This window comes from Roseibium sp. (assembly GCF_051016195.1).
Taxonomy (GTDB): domain Bacteria; phylum Pseudomonadota; class Alphaproteobacteria; order Rhizobiales; family Stappiaceae; genus Roseibium.
Genome location: NZ_CP134616.1, coordinates 2,849,120 through 2,863,646, shown reverse-complemented (window position 1 = coordinate 2,863,646; position 14,527 = coordinate 2,849,120). Strand labels below are relative to the sequence as shown.

Sequence of the window (14,527 nt, the reverse complement as noted above, 5' to 3'; positions counted from 1 at the left end):
GGAGCGGCTCTGCATCTTGACGGACGATGCCGTCAGATCGTGACGCCGCCGTCAACCGCAAGCGCCTGTCCGGTAATGAATTGGCTTTCGTCGGACAGAAGATAGACCGCCATGGGCGTGATGTCCGCAACTTGCGCCAGACGCCGCATCGGCTGCCTGGCGACAAAGTCCTTTTTCGCCTGCACCGGATCCGGAGCGGAGGCAATGCGTCCGCGAAGAGACGGTGTATCGACCGTTCCCGGGCAAATCGCATTGCAGCGGATGCCTCTGGTGACGAAATCTGCGGCAATGCCCTTGGTCAGACCGATCACGGCGGCTTTCGAAGCCCCGTAAAGTGTCCTGTTCGGAAAACCCTTTGTGGAACTCGCCATGGACGACATGTTGACGATCGAGACCGATCCGGTCTTTTCCGCCTGCCGCAGCATGCCCGGCAGGCAGGCGCGCGTCAGTTTCATCATCGATGTCACATTCAGATCAAACCCGCGTTCCCAGTCCTCGTCGGTCACATCCAGCAAGGTTCCGTGATGCACCATGCCAGCGACATTGAACAGGCCGTCAAGATCGGGCAGCGAGGCGACGAATTGGCTGATTGCCGTGCCGTCGGTCACATCGAGCCCGTGGGTCTCGATCCCCTCGAGGCCGTCCAGAAGGTCAGTGTTCTTGTCGGTCGCAATGACTTTCGCACCTTCCGCTGCACAGGCAATCGCGCTTGCCCGCCCCATGCCCTGACCCGCTGCCGTGATCAGGATGGTTTTCCCTTCAAGACGCCTCACATCACCGCTCCAATCTGCCAGGGAACGAACTCGACACCGCCAAAGCCCAGTTCTTCGCTTTTCGTATGTTCGCCAGATGCGACGCGGAGCAGCAGTTCAAACAGCTCCTCGCCCTTTTGCTCGATGGTGACACCGTCCGTGACGATGTCGCCGCAGTTGAGATCCATGTCTTCTGACATGCGCCGGTACATTTCCGAGTTCGTCGCCAGCTTGATGCACGGGGTCGGCTTGTAGCCGGAGACGGATCCCCGGCCGGTGGTGAACACGACCAGGTTTGACCCTGAGGCCACCTGCCCCGTCACCGAACACGGGTCGAAACCGGGGCTGTCCATGAACACAAAGCCCTTGCGGTCGACTTGTTCCGCAAACTCATAAACACCGGCGAGCGGCGCGGTCCCGCCCTTGGCGACAGCTCCCAGGGATTTTTCCAGGATCGTCGTCAAACCGCCGCGCTTGTTCCCCGGGCTCGGATTGTTGTCCATCTCACCGCCATGCCGGGTTGTGTACTCCTCCCACCAGCGGATACGCTCCAGCAGTTTTTCGCCGATGTCCCTGGATTGCGCCCGGCGGGTCAACAGGTGCTCCGCACCGTAGATCTCGGGCGTCTCGGACAGGATTGTGGTTCCGCCGTGACGCACGATGAGGTCCGAGGCATATCCAAGCGCGGGATTTGCCGTGATGCCCGAATAGCCGTCGGAGCCGCCGCATTGCATGCCTATGGTGATGTCGCTGATCGGGGCCGGGCTTCGCGCGACCTCGTTTGCGATATGCGCAATGCCCTCAAGCTCCTCAAGCCCTTTTTCAATGGTCCTGCGCGTGCCGCCCTCATGTTGGATGGTCATGTAGCGCAGGGCTCCGTCCGCCCTGATCGGGCGGCCACCGACAAGGTCGGAAATCTGCATCACCTCGCAGCCCAGGCCGATGAGAAGGATGCCGCCGAAATTCGGGTGCTGCGCGTAGCCTGACAGCGTCCGGAAAAGCGCCGCGTATCCTTCGTTTTCGCCTGACATGCCACAGCCGGTGCCGTGCACGATCGGCACGACGCCATCCACGTTCGGGAACCGGTAGAGCAGCCCGTTCCTCTCCGCTGCCTCGGCGATGAACTGGGCGACCGACCCTGAGCAATTCACCGATGTGAGTATGCCGAGATAGTTGCGTGTGCCGGTACGCCCGTCGGCGCGCCTGTATCCAAGGAAGGTTCTCGAGTGATCAATCTCGGGCAACGGCGTGTTGTGAGACGCGAACTCATGATCCTGCAGGCTGTGGTCCTGCATACCCAGATTATGCGAATGCACATGTTCTCCGGGCTGGATGTCCGTTTTCGCCTGCCCGATGACCTGGCCGTAACGATAAACATTGTCGCCCCTGGAGATTGCCGAAGAGGCGATCTTGTGGCCCGGCTGGATCTGGCCGCTTAACGCCCGGGACACACCATCAAGTTCCGTGCCTGCAGGAAGCGGTCGCAAGGCGATAACGACATTGTCGTCCGATCTGAGCTTGATGAATCCGCTTCCGATCATACCGCGCCTCTCCCGCATCAATCGTCTTCAAGATTGTGGTCAATATTCTTCCCTCGACCTATCTTGACTTGCCAACCTTGTCAACTAACATGTTAGTCAGCAAGAGGCGATTATGACGAACACCGACATCGATGCGGCACGGCTTCAGGACATCAGCGCGTTCGAGGGCTCGCTTGCCCAGAAGGTCTACCTGGCCCTTCAGGAAGCGATACTTTCGCTTCAGTTCAGACCGGGAGAGGTGTTACGCAAGGCACCGATCTGCGAAAAACTCGGCGTTTCCCGTTCTCCCGTGGCGGAAGCGATCGCACGGCTTGCAAACGAGGGCCTTGTCGATGTCATTCCGCAGTCCGGAACGCGCGTCGCCTATTTTTCCATGGATGACATTCGTGAGGGCTCGTTCCTGCGGCAGGCGCTGGAACTGGCAAGCATCGCAAAGGTCGCGGTTGACCGGACCGAGGACCAGTTTGCCCAGATCAACCGGAACATGCGGCTCCAGACACTTCTCATCGAGGACGACGACATCCTTGGATTTTATCAGGCCGATGAAGAGTTTCACGAGCTCTTCATGCTGTTTACAGGCTACCCGAGGCTGAAGGCAGTCGCGCGGCTGGTGTCCTTGCAGGTGACGCGCGCACGTATGCTGCTCCTTCCCACCCCTGGCAGGGCAGTCGAGACGCTGGAGGAACACAAGGCCGTCGTCGACGCCATCCAGAACCGCGACGCGGACGCCGCGCAGGCCGCGCTGCGTCACCATCTCGGACAATTGATGCCGCGCATCGAAGCGCTCGCAGAAACCCGCCCTGAACTTTTCCAGTCCCGCTGATACAGGACCCGCGCATGAAAGTAACCGACACCACCTTGTTGAGCGGCCGCACGAACAGGCCTGTTCCGTTAACAAATATGGGCTTTGGTGGCGCCCCTCTCGGCAATCTCTATCGGGAAGTATCCGAAGAAAATGCACAGGCGGCGCTGCAGGCGGCCTTCGACGCCGGGATCCGCTATTTCGACACGGCTCCTCAATACGGTCTCGGGATTTCGGAACAAAGGTTCGGCAAGGCTCTGGCAAGGTTCGGCAGGGATAACGTCCAGCTTTCCACGAAAATCGGCCGGCTTCTTCTGGATTGCGAACCCCATGAAGTTACCCCGGAAGCCTTCGTCAACGTGCCGCAGAAGCGGATCGTGTTCGACTACACCTACGATGGTGTCATGCGCAGCTACGAAGCCAGCCGCGAACGGTTGGCGGTCGCCAATGCCGACATCCTGCTTGTGCACGACGTCTGTGTCTTTTCGCAAGGGTCGCAGGAGCAGAGCGACGCCAAGGTCAGAGAGCTGTTCGACGGTGGCGGCTACAGAGCCCTGTGCGAACTGAAGGACGCCGGAGACGTTGCAGCCATCGGTGCGGGCGTGAACGAGTGGCAGGTCTGCGAGAAATTGCTCGGCCTCGGCGATTTTGACGGGTTTCTCCTGGCCGGCCGCTACACGCTGCTGGAACAGGAAGCGCTGGAGAGTTTTCTGCCGCTCTGCGAAAAGCGCGATGTCGGCATTATCCTGGGCGGCCCGTATAATTCCGGCATTCTGGCAACGGGCCCCGTCGAGGGCGCCAAGTACAATTACGCGGAAGCGCCACCGGAGATCCTCGAGCGCGTGCACAGGATAGAGGCCGTGTGCAAATCGCACGGTACGCCACTGATCGCTGCCGCGCTTCAATTCGTGCTCGGCCACCCCTGCGTCAAGACGGTCATCCCCGGTGCCGTAAGTGCTGCGGAGGTCAAAGCCAATGTCGAAGTTCTGGAAACTGCGATCCCTCCAGGCCTCTGGTCGGACCTGAAGGCCGAAAAGCTGGTACGTCCCGATTGTCCTTTGCCCTCGGAGGCATAGCCAGATCGCGCGTCCGGCTAGAAGCGTTCCGTTTCGGTCGGTCGCGGTATCGCCGCGGCCTCCGAAAGCGGAAACCACTTTGCGAACCGCGCGCAAACGGCGCTTTCGCCCACCAGGCTTATTTCGTCAGCTTTTAGGGCTGCGGGAAGAGGACGGTCTCCCATCCAGACCTCCATCATGGTCCGGGACCGCGAGGTGACGTACGCATTCACGTCCTTGCCCGGATCCTGGTAGCAAAGATCGACGTCGCTCCTGGTGCAAATCAGCCACCAGGTCCCGAACTCATTCAAATCGGGAAACTGGAAACAGATGACCGTTTCGCCGTCCGGCAGCTGGTCGAGCGCGAGATTCCGCTGAATGTCGAACATCAGGAAGGTGACATCGAGATCGTCATCATCCATTTCGTCCCGGGCCCAGCGCATTCCCCACACGGCCAGGGCCTGAATAACGGAGGACAGCTCCTTGCCCGAAGGCGTCAATCGATAGTCATGTCCACGCTGCCCGCTGATCGGACGCTTCACGATGACACCGGAAGCCTCCAGTTCCTTCAGGCGCTTGTTCAGGATGGTCGGAGAAATCCGGGGCAGGCCGCGCTGCAGGCTGGAAAACCGGCTGGATCCGAGCAGGAGTTCGCGGACGATCAGCATCGACCAGGGGTCACCCAGTATCTCGCTCGCCTTTGCCACGGGACAGAACTGGCCATATTTTTTCATGCAGACCCTCCTGAATACGCTCTAGAACACGTGGGCCAACTACGCAATACGTAGTTCGTTGCTACGCCTGCAGAAGTATCGCGCAGCACGGCCAGTCCGTAACTGAAGTCTCATCAAGAAGCGGTTGCCGCAACGGCGGCACAAGGCAGATGGAGACTTTCGATGAGACGCCCCGGACTGATGCTCTACGGCATTCTTTGCTATATTTTTTTCAACATCACATTCCTTTACATGGCCGGATTCCTGCTCGACATCGCGGTCCCGAAGGCGATCAACGACGGCGCTCCGGCCAACGTGCCGGTATCACTCGCAATCAACGCCTTGCTTGTCTTCCTGTTCGGCCTTTTTCACTCCCTGATGGCCCGCCAATGGTTCAAGGACCGGTGGACAAGGCTCATCTCCGTTGAGGCGGAACGCAGTACCTATGTGCTTCAGGCAGCCACCTTCCTTTCACTTCTCATGCTGTTCTGGAAACCTATGCCTTCCGCGATCTGGTCGGTCGACGGTGTTTGGGCTCTGGTGGTCTACGCCGTTTTTCTCGCCGGCCTCGCCATGGTGCTTCTGTCCACCTTCCTGATCGATCACTGGGAACTTTTCGGCTTGCGCCAGATCTGGGCAAACAATGTCGGCGCAGCGGTACCGCGACCCGTTTTCAAGACACCGATGCTTTACAGGATCGTGCGTCATCCAATGCAACTGGGCGTGATCCTGGTCTTCTTCGCAACACCAGTCATGACCGCCGGGCACTTGTTTTTCGCTGCCTCGATGACGGCCTATGTCCTCATCGGCCTGTATTTCGAGGAACGCTCTCTGGTGCGCGAGTTCGGAGCGACCTACCGGGACTATCAAAGGCGTGTGCCGATGCTGTGTCCAAACCCCTTCCGCATGCTGCCGCGGCGCGCGCAGTCTGCCTGACCTTCAAGTATCCCCTTCCCCGTCCCGAAAGACTGCGTCCAGGCCCGGAACAGGGACGAAGCGCGCTTATCTTCCAAAGGAAAAACCATGACCGCACCCGCCTTGCAGACCCCTCACATGACGCCCGACACCGAGACGTCACCAATCGTGGATTTCTGGATTGACGTCATGGCTCCGAAGTTTCTGAAATACAGGCACATCCTTGTGGGCGGCCTGCGCCACCACAGCGCGGCGATCATCCCCGGGCTACCCATCCGCAGGGGAGACCGGGCGCTGGATGTTGGCTGCGGTTTCGGCGATACCGCCATTGCACTGGCGGGTCGCACAGGAGACAGGGGCTCGGTTCTGGGCATCGATTGTGTTCCGGCCTTTGTCGCACAATCCTGGCACGCCGCCGAGCAGATGTTGATCGACAATGTCAGCTTCGCGTGCCGCGACGCCGAAAGGTCCCTGCCCAGAGGCGAGTTCGACTACGTGTTCGCACGTTTCGGAACGATGTTCTTTTCCAATCCCGTTGCGGGCTTGCGCAACATGCGCAAGGCACTGAAGCCCGGAGGCCGCATGACGCATGTCGTTTGGCGTGACCGGGAAGCAAACCCCTGGCTTTCCGCTGCACGGGAAGTCCTCTTGACCCATCTGCCCCGGCCGGATGCAACCGCACCTTCCTGCGGTCCGGGTCCGTTTTCCATGGCCGATAAAACCGCGACGCGCGCGATCATGGAAGCGGCCGGTTTCAGGAACATACGCTTTGGTAGGATCGATGCGAAGGTTCTTGTTGGCCGGACCGCGGAGGAGGCGATCGCCTTCCAGCTCGCCCTTGGACCGGCAGGGGAAATTTTCAGGTTGGCAGGCGGCGAAGCGCAGGCAAAGAGAGCCGCGATAGAAAAGGATCTTCATCATCTCTTTGACGCTGTTCCCAAAGATGAAAGCGGACTTTGGATGGACAGTTCGTCATGGGTGATCCACGCAGATGCAGCGGATTGATTGCTGCATCTGTTTTTGCGCGATGCCCGGGCGGCAATTTCAAGCGCCGCCCGGGTCACCATTGCACCGCCTCAGATCCGGCGGCCCGCGGTCAGTCCGTTGACCTTCTCGATGATGGAAGCCGCATCGATCCCGAAATGCCGGTAGAGGTTGCCGATCGTACCGGTCTGTCCGAAATGCTCGACGCCGAGCGGGATCGTCTGATGACCGGCGACACTGCCGAGCCAGGCAAGCGTCGCTGGATGCCCGTCGATGACGGTGATCAGTTTGCAATGCTGCGGCAGCGTCTCCGTCAGCCGTTCGATATGCGATCTTGCCGCTGCATGTCCGCGTGATCTTGCCCGCTGCGCAGCGGTCCAGCCGGCATTCAGCCGGTCGGCGGAAGTGACCGCCAGAACGCCGACATCGCGCCGGTTCCCGGCAAGCAGGCCGGCTGCCTTTATCGCTTCGGGCGCGACAACACCCTGATAGGCGATCACGACCTCGCAGTTCGGCCCCGGCTTTCGCAGCCAGTAGGCGCCGTCAATGGCGCCCTGCCGGAAGTCCTCGTCGACGCGCTTGACGGGTTGCTCGATCGGGTTGGTTGACAGGCGCAGATACACCGAGCCGCCGGTCTCGTCACGCAACCAGGTCCGCTCGTCCTGATCGCCTTCCCCTTCCCGTTGGAGATAGTCGAAAGACCATTCCATGATGACGGCAAGCTCGTCGGCGAAGGCGGGCTCGAAGGCCGCAAGACCATCCTGGCTCATGCCGATCAGCGGTGTTCCGACAGACTGGTGCGCCCCGCCTTCAGGCGCGAGCGTCGCCCCGGACGGCGTCCCGACGATCATGAACCTGGCATCCTGATAACAGGCATAGTTGAGCGCATCGAGGCCGCGACAGACAAAGGGATCGTAGACCGTCCCGATCGGGATGAGACGCCGGCCGAAAAGCGAGTGCGACAACCCGGCTGCCCCGAGCAGCAGAAACAGGTTCATTTCCGCAATCCCCAACTCGATGTGCTGACCGTCCGGCGTGAATTCCCATTTTGCCGTCGACGGAATGCGATGTTCGATGAAAGCATCGGCCATGACATGGCGGGCGAACAGCTTTCGTCTGTTGACCCACGGACCGAGATTGGTCGTCCCAGTCACATCGGGCGAAGTCGTGACGATCCGTTCGGCAAGTTTGCTTTCTCCCTTGGAAAGATCATCGAGCACCTTGCCGAAAGCCATCTGCGTGGAGATCTCTCCTCCCGGCTGCAGCGCGATTTGCGGAACGTCGATCCGGCTATCGGAATACCGCCGCATCCCCTTTGCAAAGAACGGAACCTCATCGAGAAAAGCGGTCAGGGCCGGAACGTCCGCCACTGTTGCAAACGGGTCCCATTCCTCTCCCTCGGGCACACCCATATGCGCCTGCCAGTCGCGCATCTGGGCCTTGTTCATCAAGCCGCCATGGTTGTCCTTGTGACCGGCAATGGGGGTGCCCCATCCCTTGACCGTATAGGCAAGAAAGCAGGTCGGTCTGTCGTGGTCGATCGCAGCAAACGCCTCGGCCATCGTCTGTGTGCAGTTGCCGCCCAGGTTTTCCATCAGGTCGGCAAGCTCCGCATCGCTGCGCCGGTCGATCAGCGCGGTGACGTCGCCCTGATCGCCGAGATCGTCCATCAGCCTCTGACGCCAGACCGCACCGCCCATGAAGGTCAATGCCGAGTAGTCCTGGTTGGAACAGGCATCGATCCATTCCCGCAACCGCGCACCACCCGGCTCGGCAAAGGCAGCCCGCTGCAATGCCCCGTATTTCACCCGCACGACATCCCATCCGAAAGCATCGAACGTTTTCTCGACCCTGTCGAACAGGCCCTCGCGAACGATGCCGTCCAGCGACTGCCGGTTATAGTCGATGATCCACCAGCAGTTTCTGAGGTCGTTTTTCCAGCCTTCCTGAAGGGCTTCATAGACATTGCCCTCATCAAGTTCCGCATCCCCGACAAGCGCAATCATCCGGCCAGGCGGGCGGTCCGGTGACCAGGACTTGGCGTTGATGTAGTCCTGCACCAGTGAGGCAAAGGACGTGATCGCAACGCCAAGACCGACCGAGCCCGTGGAGAAATCCACGTCGTCGATGTCCTTGGTACGCGAGGGGTAGGATTGCACGCCTCCGAAACCGCGGAAATTTTCCATCTTCTTGCGGCTCTGGTTGCCCATCAGATACTGGATCGCGTGAAAGACGGGCGACGCATGCGGTTTGACGGCAACGCGGTCCTCGGGCCTGAGCGCGGAAAAATAGAGCGCCGTCATGATCGACACCATCGAAGCCGAACTCGCCTGGTGACCGCCCACCTTGATCCCGTCCACCTTCGGCCGGATGTGGTTCGCGTGGTGGATCATCCAGTGTGACAGCCACAGCAGCCGCCGTTCGATGGTCTTGAGATGCTCGATGTGCATTGCCCGGTTCCCGACAGGATTGGAATTCGCGTCACTCTAGCGTCGGCGCGCGGCGGGATTCTTGCTATTTCATAACTCCTTCGGCTAGATATTGGCATTATTCGCCAAAAAGGAGAGATCTTGTGGCGAAATCCACCAATCTGGACGCATTCGATATCCAGATTCTGCGCGAACTTCGTCGGGACGGCAGAATCTCCCTCCAGGACCTGTCGGAACGCGTCGGCCTCAGCGCGACGCCGGTCGCGCGCCGGCTGCGTCAGTTGGAGGATGGCGGGATCGTGACCGGCTACTGCGCCCTCATCGACGAGGTCGCGCTTGGCTATGAAGTCTCCGTCTTCGTTTCGGTACAGCTGGACAAGCAGGTTGATGTCAACCTGGACCAGTTCGAAAACGCGATCCAGACCTTTCCCGAAGTCGTGGACTGCTGGCTGATGACCGGCAACCGCGACTATCTGCTGCGCGTCGCGACAACCGGGCTCGCGGCCTTCGAAACCTTTCTGACAGGGAAACTCACCCGGGTTCCGGGCGTCGCCAACATCGAAAGTTCGATCCCGCTGCGGCGTGTGAAATCGGGTATCGCCCGCACGCCTTAAAAGATGCGCCGGTACGCGTAATTTGATCGCAGATGCGAACAGGGGGTGAAAAGTTCCGTGCCGTGCCGCCCGCCCATCCTTCGAGACAGCGCGTCGCGCTTCCTCAGGATGAGGGATCAAGCCTTGAAGACCGAGGCAAGGAGGAACTGACAAGAAGTTCCATACAACGACCTCATCCTGAGGAGCCGCATCTGCGGCGTCTCGCAGGATGACGGGAACACGCGGTGGCGGTATAAGCGCAGAGTAACCGACCAGGTCTTCAATATGATGACTTCATCCTGAGGAGCCGCATCTGCGGCGTCTCGAAGGATGGGCCGCCAGCACCACAGTTCCGCGTTCTCGTCACTTACGCTGATGTCCGGAAAACGGAGTCGGCTGCCGCATGCGAACGAAAAAAGGCCGGCTTCCGGGGACCCTGAAGCCGGCCAGGGCAAGCAGAACGAGCTGATGTGGGACGTCAGCTGATCCTGGCTGCGATGCTCTTTGTCTTGCAGTAGCTGATCAGGCCTTCCAGGCCCTTCTCGCGGCCGAAGCCGGATTTCTTGTTTCCTCCGAACGGCACTTCGATGCCGCCGGCGAAATACTCGTTGATGTAGATTTGCCCGGCATCGATCTTGCGGGCGAGCTGATGCGCCTTGGCAAAATCCGAGGTGTAGATGCCGGCGACCAGACCGTACTGACAGTCATTGGCAAGCGCCAAAGCGTGGTCTGCGTCGTCGGCGATCTGCACGGTCAACACCGGCCCGAAGATTTCCTCGCGCGCCAGTTCATTGTCCGCGGCGACCGCATCGACGATGGTCGGTTCGAAAAACCAGCCCCGCCCCGTTTCCGGATCCTCGGCAACCGAACCACCGGCGACAATCCGCGCCCCGTCGGCCTTGGCCCGGTCGAGAAAACCGGCGATCTTGGCAAGATGTTCGGACGAATTCACCGGACCCACATCCGGATTGCCGAGGCCATGCCCCAGTTTCAAGGCTTTGGTCCGCGCCACCAATTCTCCGACAAACGCGTCGTGAATGCTCTTTTCGATCACCAGGCGTGACCCCGCGGAACAGATCTGTCCCGCATTCTCGTAAATCGCGCCGAGTACTCCGGAAAGCGCCTGCTCGCGGTCGCAATCGGCAAGGACGACCACGGGAGACTTGCCGCCGAGTTCCAGAACCACGCGGGTGATATCTTCTGCTGCCGCCTTCATCACGGTGCGGCCGGTCTGAACCGAACCGGTGAAGGTGATGTGATCGACGTCGGGATGCGCAGTCAGCGGCGTGCCGGTTTCCGCTCCCGTACCGGTGACAACATTGCAGACGCCCGCCGGCAACCCGGCCTTGAAGAGGAGATCCGCCAGCAGCAACGCGGTAAACGGCGTCTGCTCCGCCGGTTTGGCAACGACGGTGCATCCGGCCGCAAGTGCGGGCGCAAAGCCGCGTGCGGCCGTTGAAATCGGAAAATTCCATGGAATGATGTGGGCGGTCACACCGACCGGCTCATGGATCGTGTAACCGACATAGTCCGGGCCGAGTGGGAAGCTGTCGCCCTGCAGCTTGTCGCAGGCCCCGGCATAATATTCGAACGCCCTGGCCGCACCACGGACATCCCCCATCGCTTCCTGCAAGGCCTTGCCGCTGTCGAGTGTTTCCACCACGGCGAGCAGATCCAGGTTTTCAAGGATAAGCGCGGATGCCCGCTGCAGGATCCTTGCGCGTTCAACGGGGGACATATCGCGCCACGTCGTGTCGAAAGCCCGGCGCGACGAGGCAATGGCCAAGTCGACGTCCGCGGTCGTGCCCGCCGTGAAACGGGCGAAAGGCATTCCCGAGCCCGGGTCGAAACTCTCCATGGTCCGGTTATGCGCCGGCTGCGAGAAAGCCCCGTCAATGAAGTGCCCGGCCGGCAGCACACCAAGTGTCCCGGTGTTGCGGTATTCGGCGATCAGCTCGTTTGCATTGGCCATCTCAGTGCTCCCGGGAACTGATCTTGTAGGTGGACTTCGCAAGCCACTCCGGATTGATCTCGACACCCCAACCGGGCGCGTCCGTCACCGTGGCGTGGCCGTCCTTGATCGAGTAGGGCGACGATACGTAGAGATCGGTCTGCCAGGGATAATAGTCTTCCTGCTCGATCGAGAATTCGAGATACTTGCCGGCGTTCGGGATGGCCCTGAGCAAGTGCATTGTGAAGAGGGTCACAAGCGACAGGTTGGCTGCATGCGGCGTGCACGGGATGCCCGCCTGATCAGCCATCTCGGCCACCTGCATGGTGCGCAGCATGCCACCGAGATAACAGACATCCGGCTGGATGATGTCGACGACCCGCTGATCGATCATCCGTTGCCAATCGACCAGCGAGCAATCCTGCTCCCCGCCGGTAACGTCAATATCCAGTGCTTCGGTTACCTGTTTCGTCTGGTCGTAATGCCAGTACGGGCACGGTTCCTCGTAATGCGAAATTCCGTTGTCCTGCAGGAAATGCCCGATCTCAATCGCCTTTTGCGGCGAGTAGCAGGAATTGGCATCGACCAGAAGCGCCGTGTCATCGGAAAAGGCCCCGCGCATTGTCGGAACGATCTCTTCGGTCCGGCCCGGCCACTCGTCCTGATCCCGGCCGCACTCCGCACCGATCCGGAACTTGAAGGCCGTGAAACCGAATTCGTCCTGCTGTCTCTTCAACCGGTCGGCCTCGTCCTGCGCGGAGATGTCCCGTTTCATTGACGAGCCATAGGCCCGTACCCTGCCCGGCGTGCCGCCGAGAAGCGCGCACACCGGTTTGTCTTCCAGTTTGCCTTTGAGGTCGAACAGGGCGGTGTCGAGCCCGCCCATGGCACGGCGCAGATAGGAGCCCGGAAACTTGTGCTCCCTGTCCGGAATGATGTCCATCAGATGCGCGATGTCGAACGCATCTTCACCCAGCGCATATGGAGCGACCTGGCGATGCACCACCTCGGCGGTGATATCGGCATAGTACGGTGCGACCTGCCCCCACCCGGTGGCACCACTGTCCGCTGTCACCCGGACAAAACAGACGAATTCGTCTGTAAACGTTTCTATCGATTGGATTTTCATAGTCGTATCAGGCTCTTGCGGAAGATGTCTCCGCGGGAAAAAATTGGGTCTCGTCAAGCTAACCTACGTATAATTGGACTTGATTTAAGGTCCGTTTTGCTGAAAGTCTCATACCAATTGGGAGGAAAGCATGAAACGGCACGCGGGCGCGGTCCTGTCATCGATCAAGATCGACAAGTCTGCGGAAAAGAAAATCTCGATCCAACTCTACATGTCCCTGCGCGACTTGCTTCTTGCCGGGGCCCTCACACCGGGCGAACGATTGCCGGCCACACGCACACTGGCCCAGGAGATCGGTGTCTCGCGCACCACCGTGATCGACGCCATCGACAGGCTGATATCGGAAGGCCTTCTGGAGGCGCGGGTCGGGTCAGGAACGTTTGTCAGCGAAGCGCTCAATGCCCGGCTTGCGCCCAAACCGAGCACCATTGCCGACAACATCGTGCCAGTCGTCCCGCACCTGTCACATGCATCCCGGCATGCGATCCCCGATTTCGCGCCGCGCGCGCGCCTGCCACACAGATCCGAAGCCTTCGTGACGGCCCTTCCGGCGCTCGACGCCTTTCCCATGGCTCAATGGGCGAAGCTGTCGGCGCGCCACTGGCGCAAGGATCGCGATCACGTGACCGGCTACGGTGAACCATCCGGGTATCCCGGCCTCAGGAACGCGATCGCGCGCCAGCTCAATGCGTCACGCGGCATCAAATGCACACCGGAACAGATCTTCATCACCAACGGTGCCCAGCGCGCCTTTTCACTTGTCGGCGGCATGCTCGTCAATCCGGGCGAACCGATCTGGTTCGAGAATCCGGGTGCGATCGGCGCGCGCAACGCCTTCGTCGCGATTGGCGCGTCGCCGGTTCCGGTCAAGGTCGACGAGAACGGTCTGTGCATAGACGACGGCTTGTCAAAAGCGCCGCACTTCCGTCTCGCTTTCGTTACCCCGTCCCACCAGCAGCCGCTCGGTCATGTCATGAGCCTGTCTCGCAGGCTCGCGCTGTTGAAGGCTGCGAACGATGCCGACGCGATGATCGTGGAAGACGACTATGACGGCGAATTCTACTACGGCGATCAGCCGCCGCCGACGCTCAAGAGTATCGACACGCACGGGCGGGTCATCTATGTCGGCACCTTCTCCAAATCGCTGTTTCCCGCACTCAGGCTCGGCTTCGTACTCGTTCCCGAATCTCTCGTGGAGAGCTTCGAGCGCGTCTGCCAGACCTGGCTCGCCGGTGTCCCGACCGTCACCCAGGCGATCGTTGCCGACTTCATGGACGAGGGCATGTTCGCCACGCATATCCGAACCATGCGTCAACTCTACCGGGCGCGTCACGATGCCCTGATGGAGGAAGCCCGAAGGCTGGCGGGTCGGATCGACCTTCAGCCGACAAGGAGCGGATTTCACGCGGTCGGGCTCGTGAACCCCGCCCTCGATGAAAACCTGATCGTCGCAAAGGCTGCGGAAGAGGGAATCACCACGGTGCCGCTCTCCCGCTACGCCCTTGCCCCGATATCACAACGTGGTCTTGTGCTCGGCTTCGGCAGCACCAATCCGGACGAAATCCGAAAAGGCATCGACATACTTGAGAAAATTGTCGCGACCGGCCATTGTGAAAGACTGTCGGCTTGATCAATTGGACTGCTAAATTATCCGTAATGGCTA

The 14,527-nt window shown here is 60.3% G+C and carries 12 protein-coding genes; 6 read left to right on the top strand and 6 right to left on the bottom strand.

The window, feature by feature from the left end; genetic code table 11:
- Nucleotides 1-32: 32 nt before the first annotated feature.
- Together RDA78_RS13210 and RDA78_RS13205 are read right to left on the bottom strand one after the other, a co-directional pair.
- Nucleotides 33-722, bottom strand: coding sequence for an SDR family oxidoreductase (locus RDA78_RS13210; RefSeq protein WP_434056143.1), 690 nt, complete (start codon nucleotides 720-722; stop codon nucleotides 33-35).
- Nucleotides 723-769: 47 nt separating this feature from the next.
- Nucleotides 770-2,293, bottom strand: a complete 1,524-nt coding sequence (locus RDA78_RS13205) for a UxaA family hydrolase (RefSeq protein WP_434055764.1) — start codon at nucleotides 2,291-2,293, stop codon at nucleotides 770-772.
- A gap of 112 nt (nucleotides 2,294-2,405) precedes the next feature.
- Between RDA78_RS13205 and RDA78_RS13200 the strand changes: the two genes are divergently transcribed.
- Both RDA78_RS13200 and RDA78_RS13195 read left to right on the top strand, forming a co-directional pair.
- Nucleotides 2,406-3,116 (top strand): GntR family transcriptional regulator, encoded by a 711-nt coding sequence (locus tag RDA78_RS13200; RefSeq protein ID WP_434055763.1) that lies wholly within the window; start codon nucleotides 2,406-2,408, stop codon nucleotides 3,114-3,116.
- A gap of 14 nt (nucleotides 3,117-3,130) precedes the next feature.
- Nucleotides 3,131-4,171 carry an aldo/keto reductase gene (locus RDA78_RS13195; RefSeq protein ID WP_434055762.1) on the top strand — a complete coding sequence of 347 codons (1,041 nt, stop codon included), beginning with the start codon at nucleotides 3,131-3,133 and terminating at the stop codon, nucleotides 4,169-4,171.
- Between the two features lie 17 nt (nucleotides 4,172-4,188).
- On the opposite strand, the gene RDA78_RS13190 is transcribed toward RDA78_RS13195, so the two are convergent.
- Nucleotides 4,189-4,884 (bottom strand): winged helix-turn-helix transcriptional regulator, encoded by a 696-nt coding sequence (locus RDA78_RS13190; RefSeq protein ID WP_434055761.1) that lies wholly within the window; start codon nucleotides 4,882-4,884, stop codon nucleotides 4,189-4,191.
- 162 nt (nucleotides 4,885-5,046) lie between these two features.
- Here RDA78_RS13190 and mddA point away from each other — a divergent pair, with 162 nt between their 5' ends.
- Entirely contained in the window at nucleotides 5,047-5,799 is a 753-nt protein-coding gene (mddA, locus tag RDA78_RS13185) for a methanethiol S-methyltransferase (RefSeq protein WP_434055760.1), read from the top strand.
- An 87-nt stretch (nucleotides 5,800-5,886) separates the two neighbouring features.
- Nucleotides 5,887-6,783, top strand: a complete 897-nt coding sequence (locus RDA78_RS13180) for a class I SAM-dependent methyltransferase (protein WP_434055759.1) — start codon at nucleotides 5,887-5,889, stop codon at nucleotides 6,781-6,783.
- A gap of 71 nt (nucleotides 6,784-6,854) precedes the next feature.
- On the opposite strand, the gene RDA78_RS13175 is transcribed toward RDA78_RS13180, so the two are convergent.
- Entirely contained in the window at nucleotides 6,855-9,212 is a 2,358-nt protein-coding gene (locus RDA78_RS13175) for a transketolase-like TK C-terminal-containing protein (RefSeq protein ID WP_434055758.1), read from the bottom strand.
- 122 nt (nucleotides 9,213-9,334) lie between these two features.
- Between RDA78_RS13175 and RDA78_RS13170 the strand changes: the two genes are divergently transcribed.
- Nucleotides 9,335-9,805, top strand: coding sequence for an Lrp/AsnC family transcriptional regulator (locus RDA78_RS13170; RefSeq protein WP_434055757.1), 471 nt, complete (start codon nucleotides 9,335-9,337; stop codon nucleotides 9,803-9,805).
- A 457-nt stretch (nucleotides 9,806-10,262) separates the two neighbouring features.
- On the opposite strand, the gene RDA78_RS13165 is transcribed toward RDA78_RS13170, so the two are convergent.
- Both RDA78_RS13165 and RDA78_RS13160 read right to left on the bottom strand, forming a co-directional pair.
- Nucleotides 10,263-11,756 (bottom strand): aldehyde dehydrogenase family protein, encoded by a 1,494-nt coding sequence (locus tag RDA78_RS13165; protein WP_434055756.1) that lies wholly within the window; start codon nucleotides 11,754-11,756, stop codon nucleotides 10,263-10,265.
- Between the two features lies 1 nt (nucleotide 11,757).
- Nucleotides 11,758-12,864, bottom strand: a complete 1,107-nt coding sequence (locus tag RDA78_RS13160; RefSeq protein ID WP_434055755.1) for a mandelate racemase/muconate lactonizing enzyme family protein — start codon at nucleotides 12,862-12,864, stop codon at nucleotides 11,758-11,760.
- A 130-nt stretch (nucleotides 12,865-12,994) separates the two neighbouring features.
- Between RDA78_RS13160 and RDA78_RS13155 the strand changes: the two genes are divergently transcribed.
- Entirely contained in the window at nucleotides 12,995-14,494 is a 1,500-nt protein-coding gene (locus tag RDA78_RS13155; protein WP_434055754.1) for a PLP-dependent aminotransferase family protein, read from the top strand.
- Nucleotides 14,495-14,527: the final 33 nt, after the last annotated feature.

What these genes read in the sequence shown, in the direction of transcription:
- RDA78_RS13210 (WP_434056143.1), bottom strand. Translation starts at nt 722, where the DNA reads ATGGGGCGGGCAAGCGCGATTGCCTGTGCAGCGGAAGGTGCGAAAGTC.
- RDA78_RS13205 (WP_434055764.1), bottom strand. Translation starts at nt 2,293, where the DNA reads ATGATCGGAAGCGGATTCATCAAGCTCAGATCGGACGACAATGTCGTT.
- RDA78_RS13200 (WP_434055763.1), top strand. Translation starts at nt 2,406, where the DNA reads ATGACGAACACCGACATCGATGCGGCACGGCTTCAGGACATCAGCGCG.
- RDA78_RS13195 (WP_434055762.1), top strand. Translation starts at nt 3,131, where the DNA reads ATGAAAGTAACCGACACCACCTTGTTGAGCGGCCGCACGAACAGGCCT.
- RDA78_RS13190 (WP_434055761.1), bottom strand. Translation starts at nt 4,884, where the DNA reads ATGAAAAAATATGGCCAGTTCTGTCCCGTGGCAAAGGCGAGCGAGATA.
- mddA (WP_434055760.1), top strand. Translation starts at nt 5,047, where the DNA reads ATGAGACGCCCCGGACTGATGCTCTACGGCATTCTTTGCTATATTTTT.
- RDA78_RS13180 (WP_434055759.1), top strand. Translation starts at nt 5,887, where the DNA reads ATGACCGCACCCGCCTTGCAGACCCCTCACATGACGCCCGACACCGAG.
- RDA78_RS13175 (WP_434055758.1), bottom strand. Translation starts at nt 9,212, where the DNA reads ATGCACATCGAGCATCTCAAGACCATCGAACGGCGGCTGCTGTGGCTG.
- RDA78_RS13165 (WP_434055756.1), bottom strand. Translation starts at nt 11,756, where the DNA reads ATGGCCAATGCAAACGAGCTGATCGCCGAATACCGCAACACCGGGACA.
- RDA78_RS13160 (WP_434055755.1), bottom strand. Translation starts at nt 12,864, where the DNA reads ATGAAAATCCAATCGATAGAAACGTTTACAGACGAATTCGTCTGTTTT.
- RDA78_RS13155 (WP_434055754.1), top strand. Translation starts at nt 12,995, where the DNA reads ATGAAACGGCACGCGGGCGCGGTCCTGTCATCGATCAAGATCGACAAG.